The organism is Klebsiella oxytoca (assembly GCF_009707385.1).
Lineage (GTDB): Bacteria > Pseudomonadota > Gammaproteobacteria > Enterobacterales > Enterobacteriaceae > Klebsiella > Klebsiella oxytoca_C.
Window position 1 is genome coordinate 2,932,336 of the sequence record NZ_CP046115.1, and the last position, 21,531, is coordinate 2,953,866.

22 protein-coding genes are annotated in these 21,531 nt (G+C 54.1%); 13 read left to right on the forward strand and 9 right to left on the reverse strand.

Features of this window, described 5'->3' with window-relative positions; translation table 11 throughout:
* Positions 1-88: 88 nt before the first annotated feature.
* The 4 genes from GJ746_RS13625 to GJ746_RS13640 all read right to left on the reverse strand — a co-directional run bounded on the left by GJ746_RS13625 (position 89) and on the right by GJ746_RS13640 (position 4,291).
* Positions 89-1,465, reverse strand: a complete 1,377-nt coding sequence (locus GJ746_RS13625; RefSeq protein ID WP_154680691.1) for an MFS transporter — start codon at positions 1,463-1,465, stop codon at positions 89-91.
* Positions 1,466-1,508: 43 nt separating this feature from the next.
* Entirely contained in the window at positions 1,509-2,528 is a 1,020-nt protein-coding gene (locus GJ746_RS13630) for a Zn-dependent oxidoreductase (protein ID WP_154680692.1), read from the reverse strand.
* 14 nt (positions 2,529-2,542) lie between these two features.
* A complete protein-coding gene (rspA, locus tag GJ746_RS13635; RefSeq protein WP_154680693.1) occupies positions 2,543-3,757 on the reverse strand; it encodes a starvation-sensing protein RspA in 1,215 nt (404 codons plus the stop codon).
* 207 nt (positions 3,758-3,964) lie between these two features.
* A complete protein-coding gene (locus GJ746_RS13640; protein WP_154680694.1) occupies positions 3,965-4,291 on the reverse strand; it encodes a YnfA family protein in 327 nt (108 codons plus the stop codon).
* 136 nt (positions 4,292-4,427) lie between these two features.
* On the opposite strand from GJ746_RS13640, the gene GJ746_RS13645 reads away from it, so the two are divergent.
* Together GJ746_RS13645 and speG are read left to right on the forward strand one after the other, a co-directional pair.
* The gene (locus GJ746_RS13645) at positions 4,428-4,769 is read left to right on the forward strand and encodes a DUF1283 family protein (RefSeq protein ID WP_154680695.1); all 342 of its coding nucleotides are present in this window, start codon (positions 4,428-4,430) and stop codon (positions 4,767-4,769) included.
* A gap of 60 nt (positions 4,770-4,829) precedes the next feature.
* Positions 4,830-5,390 carry a spermidine N1-acetyltransferase gene (gene speG, locus GJ746_RS13650; protein WP_154680696.1) on the forward strand — a complete coding sequence of 187 codons (561 nt, stop codon included), beginning with the start codon at positions 4,830-4,832 and terminating at the stop codon, positions 5,388-5,390.
* Here the strand turns inward: speG and GJ746_RS13655 are convergent.
* The gene (locus GJ746_RS13655; protein WP_154680697.1) at positions 5,384-6,094 is read right to left on the reverse strand and encodes a YnfC family lipoprotein; all 711 of its coding nucleotides are present in this window, start codon (positions 6,092-6,094) and stop codon (positions 5,384-5,386) included. The genes speG and GJ746_RS13655 overlap by 7 nt on opposite strands.
* A 102-nt stretch (positions 6,095-6,196) precedes the next feature.
* Between GJ746_RS13655 and GJ746_RS13660 the strand changes: the two genes are divergently transcribed.
* The 6 genes from GJ746_RS13660 (at position 6,197) to clcB (ending at position 12,605) form a co-directional block, all read left to right on the forward strand.
* Complete coding sequence (locus tag GJ746_RS13660) at positions 6,197-6,448, forward strand: DUF1161 domain-containing protein (RefSeq protein ID WP_154682727.1); 252 nt, start codon at positions 6,197-6,199, stop codon at positions 6,446-6,448.
* 147 nt (positions 6,449-6,595) lie between these two features.
* On the forward strand, positions 6,596-9,031 hold the full coding sequence (gene ynfE / locus GJ746_RS13665; protein ID WP_154680698.1) for a selenate/tellurate reductase subunit YnfE: 2,436 nt from the start codon (positions 6,596-6,598) through the stop codon (positions 9,029-9,031).
* Positions 9,032-9,041: 10 nt separating this feature from the next.
* A complete protein-coding gene (locus GJ746_RS13670; protein ID WP_154680699.1) occupies positions 9,042-9,659 on the forward strand; it encodes a DMSO/selenate family reductase complex B subunit in 618 nt (205 codons plus the stop codon).
* A 1-nt stretch (position 9,660) separates the two neighbouring features.
* Positions 9,661-10,518 carry a DmsC/YnfH family molybdoenzyme membrane anchor subunit gene (locus GJ746_RS13675; protein WP_154680700.1) on the forward strand — a complete coding sequence of 286 codons (858 nt, stop codon included), beginning with the start codon at positions 9,661-9,663 and terminating at the stop codon, positions 10,516-10,518.
* Positions 10,519-10,561: 43 nt separating this feature from the next.
* Positions 10,562-11,170, forward strand: a complete 609-nt coding sequence (dmsD, locus tag GJ746_RS13680) for a Tat proofreading chaperone DmsD (RefSeq protein WP_154680701.1) — start codon at positions 10,562-10,564, stop codon at positions 11,168-11,170.
* Between the two features lie 139 nt (positions 11,171-11,309).
* Entirely contained in the window at positions 11,310-12,605 is a 1,296-nt protein-coding gene (gene clcB / locus GJ746_RS13685; RefSeq protein WP_154680702.1) for a voltage-gated ClC-type chloride channel ClcB, read from the forward strand.
* On the opposite strand, the gene bioD is transcribed toward clcB, so the two are convergent.
* The 3 genes from bioD to GJ746_RS13700 form a co-directional block, all read right to left on the reverse strand.
* Positions 12,558-13,253: a dethiobiotin synthase gene (gene bioD / locus GJ746_RS13690; protein WP_154680703.1), complete on the reverse strand. Its 696-nt coding sequence runs from the start codon at positions 13,251-13,253 to the stop codon at positions 12,558-12,560. The genes clcB and bioD overlap by 48 nt on opposite strands.
* A 127-nt stretch (positions 13,254-13,380) precedes the next feature.
* Entirely contained in the window at positions 13,381-14,601 is a 1,221-nt protein-coding gene (mlc, locus tag GJ746_RS13695; protein ID WP_154680704.1) for a sugar metabolism global transcriptional regulator Mlc, read from the reverse strand.
* A 133-nt stretch (positions 14,602-14,734) separates the two neighbouring features.
* Entirely contained in the window at positions 14,735-15,628 is an 894-nt protein-coding gene (locus GJ746_RS13700; RefSeq protein WP_154680705.1) for a LysR family transcriptional regulator, read from the reverse strand.
* Between the two features lie 116 nt (positions 15,629-15,744).
* Here GJ746_RS13700 and GJ746_RS13705 point away from each other — a divergent pair, with 116 nt between their 5' ends.
* Positions 15,745-16,995, forward strand: coding sequence for an MFS transporter (locus GJ746_RS13705; RefSeq protein WP_154680706.1), 1,251 nt, complete (start codon positions 15,745-15,747; stop codon positions 16,993-16,995).
* 38 nt (positions 16,996-17,033) lie between these two features.
* Here the strand turns inward: GJ746_RS13705 and GJ746_RS25410 are convergent, their stop codons facing one another.
* Positions 17,034-17,126, reverse strand: coding sequence for a KPN_01571 family protein (locus GJ746_RS25410; protein WP_227852670.1), 93 nt, complete (start codon positions 17,124-17,126; stop codon positions 17,034-17,036).
* 292 nt (positions 17,127-17,418) lie between these two features.
* Here GJ746_RS25410 and GJ746_RS13710 point away from each other — a divergent pair, with 292 nt between their 5' ends.
* The 4 genes from GJ746_RS13710 (at position 17,419) to GJ746_RS13730 (ending at position 21,503) form a co-directional block, all read left to right on the forward strand.
* Positions 17,419-18,906: a carboxypeptidase M32 gene (locus GJ746_RS13710; protein ID WP_154680707.1), complete on the forward strand. Its 1,488-nt coding sequence runs from the start codon at positions 17,419-17,421 to the stop codon at positions 18,904-18,906.
* A gap of 172 nt (positions 18,907-19,078) precedes the next feature.
* Positions 19,079-19,498: an acid resistance repetitive basic protein Asr gene (gene asr, locus GJ746_RS13715; RefSeq protein ID WP_154680708.1), complete on the forward strand. Its 420-nt coding sequence runs from the start codon at positions 19,079-19,081 to the stop codon at positions 19,496-19,498.
* A gap of 866 nt (positions 19,499-20,364) precedes the next feature.
* On the forward strand, positions 20,365-20,616 hold the full coding sequence (locus GJ746_RS13725) for a hypothetical protein (RefSeq protein WP_154680709.1): 252 nt from the start codon (positions 20,365-20,367) through the stop codon (positions 20,614-20,616).
* Positions 20,617-20,690: 74 nt separating this feature from the next.
* Positions 20,691-21,503, forward strand: a complete 813-nt coding sequence (locus GJ746_RS13730; RefSeq protein WP_154680710.1) for a trypsin-like serine peptidase — start codon at positions 20,691-20,693, stop codon at positions 21,501-21,503.
* The last annotated feature ends 28 nt before the right edge of the window (positions 21,504-21,531 follow it).

A 21,531-nucleotide genomic window follows, 5' to 3' on the forward strand; every position in this document is an offset into this window, starting at 1 on the left:
CAGGTATTAAAGGATTTAAAAATGCCGGGCTATAAGCCCGGCAGATAGTGATTTATGGCTATCATCATAAGGTGCGGACTTTAGATCTTTAAATATATTGCCCGTTACCCACTGCTTTATTCTGCGGTACGCAATCTGCGGCATCATTAAGCAAGCTCAGGTCGCGGTCGCGGACTTCAGGCATCAGAATGGCAGAAATTAAGCCTATGATTGAATAGCACACCAGCATAATAACAATCGGCATCCATGAACCAGTCATATTACAGAAAATACCGGCCAGCACGGGACCAAAACCTACGGCAACTAAGCCCCCTGCCTCTTTTGAGATTGCCATGCGGGTGAAGCGGTTACGTGAACCAAAAATTTCAGCCATGGTGATATTTTCCAGCGCAAACAGCCCTAACACCGCAATATTATGAATGACAATTAATGACGCCATAATGGTGCTCGCGCTGTGGCTCTTATCCACAATTATCGACAGCATCGGATAAGCCAGAATAATAGCGGAAATATTAATGATAATATAAGGTATACGCCGTCCCACTTTATCCGACAACCATCCGAGGAATGGAATAGTGATAAAGCCAATAACGGAGCTGATCATGAGCGCATCGGTGGGTATACCTTTATCAAACATTAAGGTTTGAACCAGATAGCCCGCAAGGAACGTTTGCAATAGCCCTGAGTTGCCGGCCTGCCCGAAGCGTAGCCCTGTCGCCAGCCAGAAGGATTTGCTTTTCAACATTGAGCTGAAGGTGCCTTCCTGGGTGGCAATTTCTTGCTGCAGGCTGTCGTCTTCGCTTACCTTTTCAAATACAGGGCTCTCTTTCAGGTTGAGGCGCAGCCAGATGGCAAAAATCATTACGACTACGCTGGCGAGGAACGGAATACGCCATCCCCACGCAACCAGCTGCTCGCGGTCCAGCACGAAAAACATTACCGCCCAGATAGCCGTGGCGCTTAAAGTACCGCAGTTGGTTCCCATCGCCACCAGCGAAGAAATGATGCCGCGTTTACCTTTCGGCGCGTATTCCGCCAGCATGGTGCCGGCTCCAGATATCTCTGCACCTGCGCCCAGTCCCTGAATAATACGTAATGTGACAAGTAACACCGGCGCTAAAATGCCCACCTGAGCATAGGTCGGCAAAACGCCAATGAGCGTGGTACAAATCCCCATCATCGTAATAGTAATAAACAGAACTTTTTTACGCCCGATACTGTCCCCCATCTTGCCGAAAATAAAGGCACCGACGATTCGTGCTATATACCCCGCACCGTAGGTCCCCATCGCTAATATAAGCGCCATGGCGGCAGATTGTTCCGGGAAAAATATCTCATGAAAAACCAGCGCTGCGCCCAGCGAATAAAGCTGGAAATCCATAAACTCCAGCGCAGTTCCTAACCAACCAGATACGGCTGCGCGAATGAGATCGGTAGTCGTTCTCTCATTTTTAACGGTAGTCATAATGATTATCTCTAATTGTAGGGTACAAAGTCCGCACTTGTTATTATTGCCCGAAGGTTAATAAAACCTTACAGCAACGTTTTCTGTCATTTTCAAAAAGTTCAAGAGCATCAGCAACCTGTTGCCAGGCAAATTGGTGAGTAATCAATTCATCCGGATTAATTAACCCTTGCTCTAACCAGGCGATAACCACGGGGAATTTATTAGCGTTAAGTCGCGAGGAAAAAATGGACAGCTCCTTACCCGTAATCCCCTGCTGTATCACCTGGGATGGCTCCGTCGAGAATCCCATCAAGACAATTCTCGCCGCCGGCGAAGCCAGGGTTACCGCTTCTTGCAAAATAGAAGGATGGCAGGCGGCATCAACGATCAGCGTCGGTAATATTCCTTTCTCCTTCAGAATCTCTGCCAGCGGTTGGTCGCCGTTGTTGATGATCCAGTCAGCGCCGTTACGTTGGGCCATCTGCAGACGTTCATCAATGCGATCGACCACTATCACCTGCTTCACGCGATATACCCGTTTCAGCACCTGAATCGTCGTCAGCCCCATCGGCCCGGCGCCGTATACCAGCGCAATATCCTGCTCGGTTGGCGAGACCTGCCCGGTAACGTTAGCCGCGATGGTAAAAGGTTCAATCATGACCGCATGCCTGTCTGAAACGTTGTCAGGAACCGTCCAGGCATTTTTAGCGGGCACCACCGCATACTCGCTAAACCCGCCGTCCCGATGCACGCCAAGGACGACTAAAGAGGTACAAACGTTTGGCTTACCCACGGAACAGGGGTAGCAATGACCGCAGCTAATCACCGGATCAACGCTAACGCGCTGGCCAACGGTTTTGTCCGTCACCCCCTCACCTACGGCGTCGATGACGCCGAAAAACTCATGCCCAATCACGCGCGGATATTTGGCAAACGGATTGTGCCCGCGATAGATATGGCTATCGGAACCGCATATTCCCGCCAGCTTCACTTTAACCCGCACTTCTCCCGCAGCAGGTTGCGGGAGCGAACGCTCTTCAATCACCAGCTCATCGGGCTGCTGAATCACAATGCTTTTCATTTTTGTCTCCTTCCTTACCAGTTCCACAGCGTGCCGTCTTCCAGACGTGCGACAGGCAAATAGGCCGGTTCATAGGGATATTTCGCGGCCAGTTTTTCATCAAACTCAATTCCCAGGCCCGGTTTATCGCCCGGGTGCATATAGCCGTTATCGAACGTCCAGCTATGGGGGAAAACCTCCAGCATCTGCCCGGAATAACCCATATATTCCTGCACGCCGAAATTCGGCACCCACAGGTCAAAATGCAAAGCGGCAGCCATGCAGACCGGAGAGAGATCGGAGGGGCCGTGTGAACCAGTACGAACCTGGTAAAGCGCGGCAAAGTCAGCGATACGACGCATCCCCGTAATTCCGCCCGCGTGGGTGATGGTGGTGCGGATATAGTCAATCAGCTGCTCTTCGATAAGCTGCTTACAGTCCCAAATGCTGTTAAACACTTCACCGACCGCAATCGGCGTGACGGTATGCTGACGAATCAGGCGGAAGCACTCTTGATTTTCCGCCGGGGTAGGATCTTCCATCCAGAACAGACGGTAATCTTCAATGCTCTTGCCAAAACGCGCCGCTTCAATCGGCGTCAGGCGGTGGTGCATGTCGTGCAGCAGATGTTCCTCAAAGCCAAATTTTTCACGCACGGCGGCAAACAGCTGCGGAGTAAAATCAAGATATTTTTCGGTGGACCAGAGCTGCTCCTCCGGCCACTGGCCTTTCGTTGCCGGTTCGTAGGCCTGGCCTTTTCCTTTCGCCATCCCGTAGGTGGTTTTCATGCCCGGCACGCCGCACTGCACGCGAATCGCTTTAAATCCCATCTCTTTATGACGAGCGTAATCTTCCAGCACTTCATCAATGGAATGGCCGGTGGTATGGCAATAAACCATCACCCCTTCTCGCGACGCCCCGCCCAGCAGCTGGTACAGCGGCATGCCCGCCGCTTTCGCCTTGATATCCCATAGCGCCATATCGATGGCAGAAATAGCCGACATCGTTACCGGGCCGCGGCGCCAGTAGGCGCCCTTGTAAAAAAATTGCCAGATATCCTCAATGCGATGGGCGTCACGGCCAATCAGCTGCGGGCAAAGGTGATCCCGCAAATACGATGCGACGGACAGTTCGCGCCCGTTCAGCGTAGCGTCACCTAAACCGACAATACCGTCATCAGTGGTGATCTTAAGAGTGACAAAGTTACGTCCAGGACAGCAGACGAAAACTTCAGCGGCAACGATCTTCATTTCTTATTCCTTACTTCCAGGCGGTTAGTGCAGAAAATTAAAACATCAGACCTACTACCATACAAGTATAATGATCGAAAAAGACGCTAAAGATCACATTATTGCAACGGGGAAAATGGGGAATTAATGAGAAAAAGCGGTAAGAAAATCAGTACAGAACGGTGCCGGAATGGCATCGCCTGTACCTTTCATCGCGGTTAAGAGGGGCTAAGCGCGCCCCCAGCCAGCGACAATAATCAGCATGCCGCACAGCGCAATCAGCGCCCCGGCCCAATCATAGTGGGTAAGTTTTACCCCATCGACGAAGCGCAGCCAGAGCAGCGCGGTACAAACATAAACCCCACCGTAAGCGGCATATACCCGCCCGCTGGCCTCCGGGTGCAGCGTCAGTAGCCAGACAAAAAGCGCCAAAGCAATGCCCGTGGGGATCAATAATAAAGGCGTCGCCCCACGCTTTAGCCACAGCCAGGGTAAGTAGCAACCAATGATTTCACACAGCGCGGTAGCAAAAAAAAGCAGCGTTGTTTTTAACATCCCAAATATCGTGAGTTGAGCAAGCGTTAACTCATTCTACGCAATAATGGACGCCGTTTACTCTGTTTTGTCGGGTATGACGCCGTAAGGAGATGTAGTAAACTCAAATCAGGGAGATCACTTAAAGGAAATCGTGATGAATACAACACTGAATAAACGCTGGTGCCTGACCGCTCTGCTGGCGCTGAGCGCGATGGTCTTTACCGCATCGTCATTTGCTAAAACTGACCGGCTGGTGATCGAGTCCGGCGACAGCGCCCAGAGCCGTCAGCACGCCGCGATGGAAAAAGAGCAGTGGAACGATACCCGCTCTTTACGCCAGAAGGTCAATAAGCGGGCCGAAAAAGAGTGGGATAAAGCCGATGTGGCATTTGATGCCCAGGATAACTGCCAGAAGAGCGCGAACGTCAACGCTTACTGGGAACCTAACACCCTGCGCTGCCTTGACCGCCGTACCGGCCGTACCATTACTCCGTAATATATGGCGCCTGCGGGCGCCACAATCACTAAACCTCCGCAATAACTCACAGGTATTTCCATGACTGACGCTTCTCACGTCAAACTTCGCCCGCTTGAGCGCGAAGATCTACGCTTTGTGCACCAGCTGGACAACAACGCCAACGTCATGCGCTACTGGTTTGAAGAACCCTACGAAGCCTTTGTCGAACTTTCCGACCTGTACGACAAACATATTCACGATCAGAGCGAACGCCGCTTTGTTGTCGAATACAATGAAGAAAAGGCCGGGCTGGTTGAGCTCGTTGAAATCAACCACGTGCACCGCCGCGCTGAGTTTCAGATAATTATCTCCCCTGATTACCAGGGAAAAGGCCTGGCAACCCGTGCGGCTAAGCTCGCGATGGACTACGGCTTTATGGTACTCAACCTTTATAAGCTGTACCTGATTGTTGATAAAGACAACGAAAAAGCGATTCACATCTACCGCAAGCTTGGTTTTATGGTTGAGGGCGAGCTGATTCATGAATTCTTTATTAACGGCGAATACCGCAATACCATCCGCATGTGCCTGTTCCAGCACCAGTATCTGGCCGAGCATAAAACGCCGGGCCAGACGCTATTAAAACCAACGGCTCAGTAATACTCGATGGTGCTTTTAATAGTGTAGTGGCGCGTCAGCGAAGGCTGCACGCTGTCGTCGACCACCTGTAGCTCGCAGCTAACCGGGTTATCATGGCTATCGTAATCGCAGGTCTGACTTACGTTGCCCAGCGTGCGGTCGTTGAAGATGCTCACGGCGGTATAGTCCATTTTTTTGCGTGGATCCGCTGATGGCGTTGAGCTCACCGTAAAACGTTCACCTTTAGCGGTCGTCGTTTTGCCAAGCGGATAGCCTTCGCTATCGTAGCGGTAGGTAGCGGTGCTCTCCTTACCGCGGGCGGTGACGACAAATCCGTTATCATCGGTCTCCCACGACACGCCCGTTGAGGGCATCTCCGCCAGCTGGCATTTTCCCTGTAAACGCAGGCGCTTTTCGTGACTTTGCGCATCGAGATAATAGTTAGCGTCCAGAACCAAAGCCGCGCCGGTTTTGTTCTCCAGATCCTCAAATGCCAGCAGGTCAAAGCACCCTTCGCTGGACAAACGTCCTTTAACCCACTTCACCACTTCATCGTGCTCATCATACAGCGTCTGGCTAAACTCCTTCACTGGCCCACGCAGCGGATCGAACTCAAATTCGTTGGAGAAACTCGCCATTTCCGGCGTATAAGCCTGCGGCGCACCCTTTTCATCACAAGCGCTAAGTCCTCCTACTGCCAATATCAGCAAAAACAGTTTTTTCACACCCGATTCCTTTTGTGCATAGTGCAATCATATTAGCAAATACAATTGTTTACACCACTTCTGCTATGCTTAACTCTGGATAACGTCAATAAGGAGTTTATGATGAAACTATTACCCTGGCTAAGCACCGCTCTGCTGCTGGGTTCGGTATCCGCTTTAGCCGCGCCCGACTCTTGCGAGCGGGTTAAAAGCGATATTCAGCAAAAAATCATTAACAACGGCGTTCCCGAATCGGGCTTTAGCCTGACCATCGTCCCGAACGATCAGCCGGATCGGCCCGGCGCACAGGTTGTCGGCCACTGCGCCAACGACACCTTTAAGATAATCTACACGCGCGACAGCGAAGCGCAGTAATCTCGCCACTTTAGAGAGACGTCTTATCCCTCGGTTGACCGGGGATAAGATCTCTCTACCCCGCTTTAAGTATTATTTCTCACTCTCCGCGCCGTTATTAAGCTGGCGTCGGCATTACGTTATTATAACAAAATCATGGGGTGAGCAATGTCTAACCAGGAACATCCTGGCGGTCTTAGCCGTCGAACGCTAATCAAATCTTCCGCTCTAGGCTCTCTGGCCCTCGCGGCCGGCGGGTTATCGTTACCCTTTAGCCTGCGTCATGCCGCCGCCGCAGTGCAAGAAGCCACTCAGGGCGAGGAACGTATTGTCTGGGGCGCCTGCTCGGTCAACTGCGGCAGCCGTTGCGCTCTGCGCTCTCACGTGCGCGACGACGAAGTGGTCTGGGTCGAAACCGACAATACCGGCGCGGATATTTATGGCGACCACCAGGTGCGCGCCTGCCTGCGCGGCCGCTCCATACGCCGACGCATTAATCATCCCGACCGCCTGAATTACCCCATGAAACGCGTCGGCAAACGCGGCGAAGGCAAATTTGTCCGCATTAGCTGGGAAGAAGCGCTGGATACGATTGCCGACAATCTCAAAAGAATCGTCAAAGATTACGGCAATGAAGCTGTTTACATTAACTACTCCTCCGGGATTGTCGGCGGCAACATGACCCGCTCATCGCCTACCGCCTCACCGGTTATGCGCCTGATGAACTGCTACGGCGGTTCGTTAAATCAATATGGAACCTATAGCACCGCGCAAATCGCCTGCGCTATGCCTTATACCTACGGCAGCAATGACGGTAACAGCACCTCCGATATTGAAAACAGCAAGCTGGTGGTGATGTTCGGCAATAACCCGGCGGAAACCCGTATGAGCGGTGGCGGCATTACTTATTACCTGGAGCAGGCGCGCGAGCGCTCCAATGCGCGGATGATCGTTATCGACCCGCGCTACACCGATACCGCAGCCGGGCGTGAAGATGAGTGGCTCCCTATTCGTCCCGGCACTGACGCCGCTCTGGTCGCGGGTATCGCCTGGGTATTAATTAACGAAAACCTGGTCGATCAGGCGTTTCTTGATAAGTATTGCGTCGGTTACGATGAAAAAACGCTCCCGCCGGATGCCCCGGCAAACGGCCATTATAAAGCCTATATTCTTGGCCAGGGCGATGACGGCACGGCTAAAACGCCACAGTGGGCCTCGCGGATTACGGGCATTCCCGTCGATCGCATTATCAAGCTGGCCCGGGAAATCGGCAGTACCAAACCCGCTTATATTTGCCAGGGATGGGGGCCGCAGCGCCAGGCTAATGGCGAACTGGCGGCGCGCGCTATCGCTATGCTGCCAATACTTACCGGTAACGTCGGCATCAGCGGCGGCAACAGCGGCGCGCGCGAATCTACCTATACCATCACCATTGAACGCCTGCCGGTGTTAACCAACCCGGTAAAAACCGCCATCTCCTGCTTTAGCTGGACCGACGCCATCGCTCTCGGCCCGGAAATGACCGCCACCCGCGACGGCGTACGCGGCAAAGAGAAGCTGGATGTGCCGATTAAATTCTTCTGGAACTATGCCGGTAATACCATCATCAATCAGCACTCCGATATCAATAAAACCCACGAAATCCTGCAGGACGACAGCAAGTGCGAAATGATCGTGGTTATCGAAAACTTTATGACCTCATCGGCCAAATATGCCGACATTCTGCTGCCGGACCTGATGACCGTCGAGCAGGAAGATATCATTCCCAACGACTACGCCGGCAATATGGGATATCTCATTTTTATTCAACCGGTCACCTCCGCTAAATTCGAACGCAAGCCTATCTACTGGATCCTCAGCGAAGTGGCAAAACGCCTTGGCGATGATGTTCATCAGAAGTTTACCGAAGGCCGTACCCAGGAACAGTGGCTACAGCATCTGTACGCGAAAATGCTGGCGAAAGATCCGGCGCTGCCGAGTTATGACGAACTGAAAAAGATGGGGATCTATAAGCGTAAAGACCCCAACGGCCACTTTGTCGCCTATCGTGACTTCCGCGAAGATCCACTCGCCAATCCGTTAAAAACTCCGTCGGGTAAAATTGAAATATACTCCAGCCGTCTGGCCGACATTGCGGCAACATGGCAGCTGGAAAAAGACGAAACCATCAGCCCATTACCGGTTTATGCTTCGACTTTCGAAGGCTGGGACGATCCTCTGCGCGATCAATACCCGCTGCAAATGTTCGGTTTCCACTATAAGGCTCGCACCCATTCAACCTACGGCAACGTTGATGTTTTGCAGGCGGCCTGCCGTCAGGAGGTGTGGATTAACCCTGTGGATGCCGGGAAACGCGGGATTAAAAACGGCGATATGGTGCGCGTATTTAACGCCCGCGGTGAGCTACGCATTGCGGCCAGGGTGACTCCGCGTATCATGCCAGGCGTATCGGCGATGGGCCAGGGCGCCTGGCATGACGCGAATATGAACGGCGATCGCGTCGATCACGGCGCCTGTATCAATACGTTGACCACGCATCGCCCTTCACCGCTGGCGAAAGGCAATCCGCAGCACACCAATCTGGTTGAAATCGAGAAGGTTTAAGGAGTAAACCATGAGCGCTCAGTATGGATTTTTTATCGATTCCGCCCGCTGCACCGGCTGTAAAACCTGCGAGCTGGCCTGTAAAGACTATAAAAACTTAACGCCTGACGTCAGCTTTCGCCGTATTTACGAATACGCCGGCGGAGACTGGCAGGAGGATAACGGCGTCTGGAATCAAAACGTCTTCGCCTACTATCTGTCCATCGCCTGTAACCACTGCGCAGATCCGGCCTGTACTAAAGTGTGCCCCAGTGGCGCAATGCACAAGCGCGAAGATGGTTTCGTGGTGGTAGACGAAGAGGTCTGCATCGGTTGCCGATACTGCCATATGGCCTGCCCGTACGGCGCCCCGCAGTACAACGCGGCAAAAGGCCATATGACCAAGTGCGACGGCTGCTACGACCGCGTTGCTGAGGGTAAAAAACCGATTTGCGTCGAGTCCTGCCCGCTGCGGGCGCTGGACTTTGGCCCCATCGAAGAGCTTCGCGAAAAGCACGGGCAGCTTGCCGCCGTCGCGCCGCTGCCGTCAGCGCACTTTACCAGGCCGAGTATCGTAATCAAACCGAACGCTAACGCACGTCCGTGCGGCGATACCACCGGCTATCTGGCCAATCCGAAGGAGGTATAAAATGGGAAATGGATGGCATGAATGGCCGCTGGTACTGTTTACGGTACTGGGCCAAAGCGTTGCAGGAGCGATTATCGTCAGCGGGCTCGGCTGGCTTTCGCTGAATAACAACTCCGAAGCCCGACAACGTCTGGTGCGTTGCATGTTTTTTGTCTGGCTGGTAATGGGAGTCGGTTTTCTGGCATCAATCATCCACCTTGGCTCGCCGCTGCGGGCATTTAACTCCCTCAATCGGATAGGATCATCGGCGTTAAGTAATGAAATCGCCAGCGGCGCACTATTTTTCACCGTCGGCGGTTTCTGGTGGCTCATCACGTTTCTCGGCAAAATGCCGCGGATTCTGGCGAAAGCCTGGCTCCTGCTCACCATGCTTCTCGGCTGCCTGTTCGTCCTCGAGATGACCTTTGTATATCAAATCGATACCGTACCGACCTGGTACAATGTCTACACCACCGCCGCCTTTTTCCTGACTATGGTGCTGTGCGGGCCGCTTTTCGCCGCCCTGCTGCTGCGTATCGCCAATGTGCCTTTTAAAGGCAGAGTCTTCGCCTCGATGAGCGTACTTGCACTCCTGGCAAGCCTGGCGGTAGTCATTTTGCAGAATAGTGAACTGGCGGAGATCCACAGCTCCGTTCAGCAGGCCAGCACCCTGCTGCCAAACTATGGCTGGCTACAAATCCTGCGCCTGGTACTTTTAACGCTGGGGCTTGGCTGCTGGATCTGCCCGTTGGCAAGAAAGCAAAACCCGCATATCGCCAGCTTGCTGCTCGGCCTGCTGCTGGTATTTTTCGGCGAGTTTATTGGTCGCGGACTGTTTTATGGTCTCCATATGACCGTTGGTACGGCGATTGCCGGTTAATGTATGTAGGGGTGCCTCGCACCCTGTGCTCTAAGGAATAGGTATGATGCAACCGCAAGAACGCGACGCCATCGCACTCAGCGCCCGTACGCTGGGCGCTCTGTTTTCTTTTTCGCCACACAGCGAGCAGGCCGCTCCGCTGGTTGCGGCCCTGCGCGATGGTAGCTGGCAAAGCCAGTGGCCCTGGCCGATAGCTGATGGCCTGGCGGCACGGTTCGCCACCGATAGTGATGAACCCTTACCTGAGGCCTGGCAGCGGTTGTTTATCGGGCCATGGGCTCTCCCTGCGCCGCCGTGGGGCTCCGTCTGGCTGGATAAAGAAAGCGTGCTGTTCGGCGACTCGACGCTGGCGCTGCGCGAATGGATGCGGGCAAACGGCATCGCGCTGTCTGAGCAGCGCGCTGAGCCGGAAGACCACTTCGGTACTCTGCTGCTACTGGCGGCATGGCTCTGCGAGTCCGGCCAGGATGAGGCATTCAACCAGCTTCTGGCCTGGCATCTTCTGCCGTGGTCAGGCCGCTTCCTGAGCGTATTTATCGCCGACGCCGGCAACCCTTTTTATCAGGCGCTGGGTGAGCTGGCGCAGGGGACGCTGGCGCAATGGCAGGCACTGCTGCCCTGTGCGGTCGTCGAAAAACCTCTCTACCGTTAATCCTCTTAATTATGCCCGCTGGTCGGGCATAATCTTTTTGTGACAACGTCACCTCTGTAATCATTCGCACTTATCGCTTTTGCGCATATCTTTATTCCGGGTGAAAATAAGGCTCTTCTTTACGCCACCGTATCCGCAGATGCATCAACTTCATGCTTATCCCGATCTTCAGGTTATGTTTCGCCGCCTGGCAATCGCTATACTGGTCGGCATCTTCGCCGCTCTCGCGGTCGCCCTCTTTCGTCATGCGATGACCGGCCTGGAAATCCTGTTTCTCAGCAATACCAGCGGCAGCCTGGTCAATGCCGCCGCATCGATGCCAGGGTGGCGTCGCTTGCTAACGCCCGCGCTTGGCGGCCTGGCGGCGGGGGGGCTGCTTTGGATCTGGCAGTGCCGCATGAACGAACGTCCGCGAGCGGCAACAGATTATATGGAGGCCCTTGAGACTGGCGACGGCATGTTTGATACGCCCGCCAGCCTCGTTAAATCACTGGCTTCTCTGTTGGTGGTGACAACAGGCAGCGCCATTGGCCGCGAGGGAGCGATGATCCTGCTGGCCGCGCTGGCAGCATCATGGTTTGCCCGCCGCTTTACGCCGAAAAACGAGTGGAAACTGTGGGTCGCCTGCGGAGCCGCTGCCGGTATGGCCAGCGCCTATCACGCTCCGCTTGCCGGAAGTCTGTTTATTGCTGAGATCTTATTTGGCACCCTGATGCTGGCCTCGCTTGGCCCGGTGGTGATTGCCGCGGTGGTCGCCCTGCTGCTGACCAATTTGCTCAACGGCGGCTCAGCTCCGCTCTACCACGTTGAATTTCACGAAACCATGGGCGCAATGCACTATGCGCTGATGCTGGCTACGGCTCTGCTGGCCGGGCTATGCGGCCCGTTATTTATCTGGCTGATGGGCTATAGCCATCGGTGCTTTGTCCGGCTCCAACTTTCATCGCCGTGGCAGCTGGCCCTCGGCGGCCTTATCGTCGGCCTGCTGTCGCTGATGGTTCCGGCAGTATGGGGAAATGGCTATAGCGTTGTACAAAGCTATCTTCTGTCGCCGCCCCTGTTTAGCTCAGTATTTATGGTGTTTGTCTGCAAGCTATTCGCTGTACTGGCCAGCAGCGGCTCCGGCGCCCCGGGCGGCGTGTTTACGCCAACGCTATTTGTCGGTCTCGGCGTCGGTATGCTATTCGCGAACCTGACGGGGCTATGGCTGCCTGATTATCAGGGGATTGCGATAATGATGGGATTAACCGGGATGGCGGCATTTCTGGCTGCCACAACCCATGCGCCGATTATGTCAACGCTGATGATTTGTGAAATGACCGGACAGTACGTTTTACTGCCCGGTTTACTGATTGCCAGCGTGCTGGCATCGGTGATATCGCGGACGTTACGCCGGGATTCGATCTACCGCCATCATCTCGCCGAGCATCGATAAGTCGATATACTGGCTCAGCTCACGCTGTTCTGCGCGCGGTAAATAGGGTAATTCGCCGATAAGCGGCGCCGGCAATTTTTTACTCAGCACATCGATGATTTCAGCGTAGTGCGCCAGACCCGGGTTAATGCGGTTAGCTACCCAGCCAATCAGCGGCAGGCCATCGTTGGCAATCGCCTGCGCGGTAAGCAGGGCATGGTTGATACAGCCCTCCTGAATACCAACCACCATTAATACCGGCAGCTGTTCCTGCACCACCCATTCTGAAAGCGGACGCAGGTCGTTCATCAGGCTACGCCAGCCGCCGGTGCCTTCAACCACCACATGTTCCACCTGGCCGCTGAGACGCTGCAGGCCATCCGAAAGCAGTCCGTAGTTGATCGGGCAGCTGTGCGCCACGCTGCTTTCATCTTCGCTTAACGCGATGGGATTGACAGCATCATACGGTAACACCAGCGAAGACACGCTCTGTAAGACCAGCGCATCTTTGTTCCGCAGTCCGTCAGGCGTCTCTTTACTACCCTTCGCCACAGGCTTGTACCCGGCGACGCTTTTGCCGCTGGCAGCCAGTGCCTGCAACAGCGCACGGGAAACCACTGTCTTTCCGACAGCAGTGTCAGTACCTGTTATGAAGAAACGCTTAAACATCACTAACCCCACAGTTATGTTGATGAAATATACGGGAGAGAAATAATCAACTGTGGAAAAAGTCTACGCGAAGCGGCCCAAGGCCGGCTTGAGATAGCGCAATTTTTGGTGTGAATACGAAAAAATGTTAACCCTGTAACAGTCGTATCAGCAGCGATCCGTTATAGAGGGCATCCTTGACTAAGGCCGCGCCAGCCATCGTTCCCCGGTTAGAAAATTGAGTGCTTTCTACCGCGATATGTCGGCTGTAAGCCGGTAACGATTGTTGCCGAATACAATCAGATATTGCCGGAAACAGGATGTCCGACGCCTGGTTAAAAGGAGAGCCAATGAGGATTTTTTGCGGATTGAAGAGGTTCACCATAATTGCCAGAATTCGCCCGACATGGTTCCCTACGCCGCTGATAATGTCGCGCGCCAGTAAATCTCCCTGCAGCGCGGCCTGACACAGCCACTCCACGCTTAGCGGCTGCTGGTGCAGCATCGAACTCATCGATTTAGCCATTCGCACCTGCGCCAGCTCCAGCACGCTCTCCACGCTGGCGATGGTCTCCAGACAGCCGTGGTTGCCACAGTAACAGCGCTTACCATAAGGATCGACCTGGGTGTGTCCAATTTCCACCAGGCTACTGCTGCCGGCATGCAGCAGGCGTCCATCGGTGATCACGCCTGCGCCCACGTTATGGTCAATCACCACCTGAACCACGTCCCGCGCGCCTCTTGACGCGCCAAACAACGATTCGGCCATGGTCCACGCGCTGATATCGTGCTGAATGTAAACCGACACGCCGGTATGGTTAGCTAAAATCTCGCCAAGCGGCATATCCTTAACGTCTTCATAAAAAGGCATCCGATGAATGATACCGTTCTCAGTATCAATAATCCCCGGCATGGTGACGGCGATGGCGGTTAAACGTTCCAGCTTCTTTTGGTGACGAATAAAAAACTGATCAACGTGATCGAGCAAGCGGGTCGCGAAAGGCTGAACGTGCTGTATTTCCAGTTCCAGCTGCTCTTCCACTACCAGCGCGCTGCTTAAATCCCGAAGCGCGAGATGGATTTCGCCGCGGCTGATACGCACAGAGAGATAATGCCAGGCTTCGGTTTCCACCATTAACCCAACGGCAGGTCGTCCCCGGCTTCCGGGTTCCTGTATTTCCGTTTCCTGGACCAGATGAGCTTCCAGCATTTCGCGGACAATTTTGGTGATACTGGCGGGGGCCAGCTGCGCGAAGCGCGAAAGGTCGATGCGCGATACCGGGCCAAGCTGATCAATCAGGCGATAAACCGCGCCCGCGTTGGTCTGCTTTATTTGATCGATATGGCCTGGCTGACTGTCCGCTACCACCGTTGACTCCCTTTATTTTCGCGCTTCGAAATAAACTGAGGGCTATGGTGAAACACTTCAACGGTACTCGTCAAATTTTTGCTTAGCCTTGTGATTTACCGCACATTTTTAGCCCTTATTTGTCTTAAAAATCTCACGTAACGCTGGCAAGCAGCGATTCACGAAAACGTCGGGCCGCCTGCCCCTGTTCGCGATGCTTAGACCACACCAGCCACATTTCCGATATCGCGTCCTGTTCTTCGATGGGCAGCCAACACATATCCGACAGCTGAACCCGCCTGAACGACGCCGGCAATATCGACACCCCCAGCCCGGCGGCAACCAGGCCGATGATAGTCATCGCTTCCCCCACCTCCTGAGTAATGACCGGCGTCAGCCCGTAGCGGCGCATCAAGCCCAGAATATCGTCATACAGGCCGGTACCGACATGGGGATCGAAAAACACGAACGGCTCCCGCGCCAGTTCTCGCAGGCTAACGGCAGGCTGAGTCGCCAGCGGGTGATCCCTCGGTACCATCGCCAGCAGCGGCTCACGCAGCACTCTCTCCCAGAGCAGCGTATCCGGCAGTTGCGTATTACGCATTAGCCCCAGATCCAGCGCGCCTTCGTTCAGCGGGACGATTTGCTCACGGGTATTGGTTTCCCGAGTCTGAATATGCACATCAGGGTAACGGCGGCGAAAAGTCGACAGCGTGTCAGATACCGCCTTGATAAAGGGCGCCGAAGAGGTAAACCCGATGCGCAGCTCGCCGGTTTCCCCCTGATGCAGACGCGCGGCGCGCGCGGCGGCATCGTCTACCTGAGCGAGGATCTGTCGGCTGTCGGCCAAAAACTGCCTTCCTGCCTCGGTCAGGCTGACGCTACGGTTAGTTCGGGCAAAAAGACGGGCGCCAATTTGCTGTTCGAGGATTTGAATCTGCTGGCTGAGCGGCGGCTGAGAGATGTTCAGCCGCGCCGCCGCATGGCCGAAATGCAGCTCTTCAGCTACCGCAATAAAGTAACGCAGATGGCGCAGTTCAATATTCATATTTAAAACATCTTATTTGAGATTATTAATATATTAGACAGAATATTTACCTTTTCATACTCTGAATAAGGGGCCAATGCGCCGCTCAACTCTCTGTTAAACAGCAAGGATTTTCCGTGAGTCGTACAACTACCGCTGATACCGTCCCGGCACACGACATCAGCGACATGATTGCACCGCAGCCAAATCAGTTTATTAAACGCGGTACTCCGCAATTTATTCGCGTTACTCTCGCCCTCTTTTCTGCCGGACTGGCGACCTTCGCGCTGCTTTATTGTGTGCAGCCGATCCTGCCGGTGCTCTCCAGCGAATTTGGCGTCTCACCGGCCAGCAGTAGTATTTCCCTGTCGATTTCCACGGCCATGCTGGCGGTGGGCCTGCTGTTTACCGGGCCATTATCCGACGCTATTGGCCGCAAGCAGGTGATGGTTACCGCGCTAATGCTGGCTTCCTGCTGCTCCCTGCTGTCGACGATGATGTCCAGCTGGCATGGGATCCTGATTATGCGAGCCCTGATTGGCCTGTCATTAAGCGGCGTGGCGGCGGTCGGTATGACCTACCTGAGCGAAGAGATCCACCCCAGCGTAGTGGCTTTCTCCATGGGGCTGTATATCAGCGGTAACTCTATTGGCGGTATGAGCGGCCGTCTGCTGACCGGGGTATTCACTGATTTTTTCGGCTGGCGAATTGCGCTGGCGGTCATTAGCGGCTTTGCCCTCGCCGCAGCGCTGATGTTCTGGCGTATTTTGCCGGAATCGCGCCACTTTCGTCCGACCTCGCTGCGGCCAAAATCGTTGCTGATCAACTTTCGCCTGCACTGGCGCGATCGCGGACTGCCGTTGCTGTTTCTCGAAGGTTTTTTGTTAATGGGGGCATTCGTCACTCTGTTTAACTATATCGGTTATCGTCTGATGCTCTCGCCGTGGTCGCTTAGCCAGGCGGTGGTCGGCCTGCTTTCGGTAGCCTATTTGACCGGAACCTGGAGTTCGCCAAAAGCCGGCGCGATGACCGTTCGCTACGGACGCGGTCCGGTGATGCTGTTCTCGACGGCGGTGATGCTCGGCGGCCTCCTGTTGACCCTGTTCTCTTCGCTGTGGCTGATTTTTCTCGGCATGCTGCTGTTCTCGGCGGGTTTTTTCGCGGCACACTCGGTAGCCAGCAGTTGGATTGGCCCACGAGCCCGTCGCGCACGCGGCCAGGCCTCGTCGCTCTATTTATTCAGTTACTACCTGGGTTCGAGCATGGCGGGAACATTTGGCGGTATTTTCTGGCATAACTACGGCTGGAACGGCGTAGGCGGGTTTATCGCTCTGTTGTTAATAGCGGCACTGCTCACCGGCGCTTGTCTGCACAAGCGTCTGAAATAACGCAGTTAACGTGGCCTGTTGCAGGCCACGTTATTCATTCACCACATCCCTAATACCGACGACATTCCCATCAGTTCTCTGACGGCATCAAGAGAAAGTAGAGCAAAAAACAGCCAGGTAAACGGATTCATAATTCACCTCGCATCGCGGCCTGTTCTTGTATTGAGTTTAGCCGCCGCGCAGAGAAAGAATCTGCTACTTTGCGCACATCTGGATTATTTCGAGCTAAACATAAAATACGCAATCGATTAACCACTACATTATGCTAATGAAGGGTTCTGATACGCCGAGCGGCTGTCTGCACAAGCGGCGAGAAGATTTATGCGGCGAAAAAATCGCACTCCTCGACCCCAACGGCGTATCAGGTTAGTGTAGGGACCACGAATAGCACTTTTGTTCACTTGCAACAGCCAGAGCGTAATCATGACGGAAAACAAGAACTATCATCAGCTTACCCGCACCTTCCAGCGTCTGTCCCGCTTTTCGCATCTCTCCGCCATCGCCGGCTGGGATATGTTCGCCATGATGCCCCCCGGCGGCAGCGCCGCACGCGGTGAAGCCCTGGCGGAGCTCGGCGTTCTGCAGCATCAAATTCTGACCGATAAAAAAGTGGGGGAATGGCTGCGCAATGCTCTTCAGGAAGAGCTGAACGATGTTGAGCAGGCCAACCTGCGCGAAATGGCCCGCCAGTATGAGCAGGCGGCGCTGCTGCCGGAAAGCCTGGTGGAAGCTAAATCACTGGCAGGAAGCCGTTGCGAACACGCCTGGCGCAGCCAGAGGCCCGCCAATGACTGGCTGGGGTTTGCCGAAAATCTGCGGGAAGTGGTCAAACTGAGCCGCGAAGAGGCGCAGATCCGGGCGGCGGCAAAAGGCTGCTCCCGCTATGATGCCCTGCTGGATATTTTTGAACCCGATATGACCAGCGCGCGTCTGGACGTGCTATTCGCCGATCTAAAGTCATGGCTTCCCGCTCTGCTGGAGAAAGTCGTTGAAAAACAGTCCCGGTCGCCGCTTATTGAACCTCAGGGGCCGTTTCCAATTGCCGCTCAGCGCGAACTGGGTCTGGAAGCGATGCGCGTGCTGGGTTTTGATTTCGACGGCGGGCGTCTGGATATCAGCGCCCATCCGTTCTGCGGCGGCGTGCCTCAGGATGTTCGTATCACCACACGCTATAACGAAAACGACCTGCTCAGCGCGCTGTTTGGCGTGATTCATGAAACCGGCCACGCGCGCTACGAGCAAAATTTACCGCGTAACTGGCTGGATCAGCCCGTCGCCCTCGCCCGTTCAACGGCAATCCACGAGTCGCAAAGCCTGTTTTTCGAAATGCAGCTTGGCCGCAGCGACGCATTTCTACAGCGCCTGTTGCCGACGATACGCCAGTACTTTGGCGATCAGCCGGCATTCAGCCACGAAAACTTTATCGCATGGAATCAGCGCGTCAAACCGGGCTTTATCCGCGTCGATGCTGACGAAGTGAGCTATCCGGCTCACGTAATTCTGCGCTACGAGATTGAACGCGCGCTGATTGATGGCGATATTGAGGTCGATGATATTCCGGCGCTGTGGGACGAAAAAATGCAGCTCTGGTTGGGACTTTCCACTACCGGTAACTACCGCGACGGCTGTATGCAGGATATCCACTGGACCGACGGCGGGTTTGGCTATTTTCCATCCTACACGCTGGGCGCAATGTACGCGGCTCAGCTGATGGCTTCCGCCAGAAGAGCGCTACCGCAGTTAGAAAGCGACATCGCTGGCGGTAACTTCAGCGCCCTGTTCGACTGGCTGCGGCAGAATATCTGGCAGCACGGCAGCCGTTTCCCTACCTCGCAGCTGATTCAGCACGCGACCGGGGAAGACCTTAACAGCGACTTTTTCCGCCAGCACCTGACCTCGCGTTATCTGTAAATCACCGGCGTCGGGCCTGCCCGACGCCCTGTCCTGCTTTGTATTTATCCGTTGTACATACGGTTACACGCCGATACCAAACACTCACGGAAACCTCGAGAAGACCAGCATATAGTTCTTTCAACGGCCCCGCAGTGGGGTTGAAACAAGAAACCTTTTCGAGGATATCAGAATGAAAAAAGTATTAGCTCTGGTCGTTGCCGCTGCTATGGGTCTGTCTTCTGTTGCTTTCGCAGCCGATGCTGCCGCGACTACCACTCCGGCTGCGGCAACTCACAGCACCACCGCTAAAGCGACCCACCACAAGAAACATCATGCTGCCGCTGCCAAACCGGCCGCAGAGCAGAAAGCTCAGGCGGCTAAAAAGCACAAAAAATCGGCCGCTAAAACGGCTGTAGCCCAGAAGGCTCAGGCCGCCAAGAAACACAAAAAAGCTGAAGCTAAACCAGCCGCAGCCCAGAAGGCGCAGGCCGCTAAGAAACACAAAAAAGCAGCCACTAAACCAGTAGCTCAAAAAGCGCAGGCTGCTAAAAAACACCATAAAACCACAAAGCATCATACCGCTAAACCAGCTGCACAACCGGCTGCTTAATCTCCCCGGTTAAGGCTGTTTAATATGATACCGGCGCTGGATTCAGCGCCGTTTTTTTCTGGAGAGCACCATGCTGCGGCGCTATCGTTTTGAGCTCATCCTGATCCTGCTGATAATCTGCGCGCTGGTCGCCAGCCGCTTTTTCCTCTACTAAAAACTTCGCTGCCAGATGTTAAGCCCGGGCCGTAAATCGTCAGAAAAAGCGCCGGGATTGTCGCCAATTTTTTGGGCGTACCGCACCGTTATCCCGCAACCAACCGCCGGGATATAAAACGAAAGCTCGCTCACGTCGCTATGAATAGTCCCGGATTCAACCTGAGGCCGTCAGGAATATGAATAATCTGCGGAAAAAAGAAAATATTCTGGAGATGGCTTAACCGTCACCAGCACGGTCATCATTCCGCTCGCCTGCGAAAGCCGCCCGCGTTCCGTGCGGGGCTTTTAGCATTACCCTTTAGCTGGTCGTCGGAACCAGCGATGATTATCAGCTCTGACCGAAAAACGTTCTTCTGCCATAGCCCATCGCCCTACTTGATATTGTTTAACCTGACTGTTTCCGCTTCGCTTGCCGTTGGAATCGTCCTGCGGGAAGAGAAACCTGTATTACAGAATATGGACTGCAGTCACCAGCAGATAGCCCGTAGCGCCCCAGATCAGCGCAGAAACCAGCGACACATAAACTAATGCGCGAATACCTTGTTTAGACATAGCCCCTCCCATACATCGGGTGTTAGAAATTGCAGATATCATTGCCGGGATAACATCTCTATTTGCTCAACAAGGTAGTAGCAATAACAACGTTTACGGTGAGAAAATGTTTCGCTTTGAAAATAAGTAATAATCAGGTAAAGAAGTGCGTTTTTCCTGTGATGATTTCTCAATTTTCGCCGATATTGGTGGTTTTATCCGAAGAGCAATATTGGCGAAGCGCAAAAATGAAAAGCAATTTATCGCATCATTCCGATGTACGTTCGGATACACGATTTATGTTGCTTCCGTCGCTTTTTTCTGCGGAAATAGCGCCGCAGGAAAACGGCGTTAAGGCATTGAATTCACGCCATTCATCCGCCGGTAACCAGCGTTTTGGCTCGGTTTTGCCTGCCGTCTGGCTTAATTAAAATTATTGTTAACTTTCATAAACTTAAATCTGCTGCTACTTTCAATATACATAATTATCTCCCCAGAGAGTGATATGCGTAGAGACGTATTGTTATTACTGTGTTCCATTTATCTTTTTCCTGCGCTTGTCCATGCCGATGATGAAGGTATGAGCGCCAGGGATATTAAGACGCTGTTTTTTGGTCATGATGACCGTAAACCAGTAAGCAATCCCACAGAAGCCCCCTGGGATGCCATCGGGCAGCTGGAAACCGCCAGCGGCAATCTTTGCACCGCGACGCTAATCACCCCCAATCTGGCGCTCACCGCCGGACACTGTCTGCTTATGCCGCCCAAGGGCAAGCCGGATAAACCCGTCGCGCTACGCTTTATCTCGCGCAAAGGCAGCTGGGTGTATGAAATCCACGGTATTGAAGGCCGCGTTGATCCTTCGCTGGGGAAACGGCTCAAGGCCGACGGCGACGGCTGGATTGTTCCGAGCGCCGCTGCACCGTGGGATTTTGGTCTTATCGTTCTGCGCTATGCCCCCTCAGGGATCGCGCCGGTGCCCATTTTCAGCGGCAGTAAAGCCGACCTGACCGCGGCGCTTAAAACCGCAGAGCGCAAAGTAACCCAGTCAGGCTATCCGGAAGATCATCTGGATAACCTCTACACTCACGAAGATTGCGTGGTTACCGGCTGGGCGCAAACCTCGGTGCTCTCCCATCAATGCGATACACTGCCGGGCGATAGCGGCTCCCCGCTGCTGCTAAAAACCGATAATGGCTGGCAGGTGATAGCGGTACAAAGTTCAGCTCCTGGCCCACAAGATCGCTGGCGGGCGGACAACCGCGCCATATCGGTGACCGGTTTTCGCGATAAGCTGGAAGCGCTGGCCGCTCAGTAAGCGGTCTGCCCTGCTGCTGGCGTAGCGG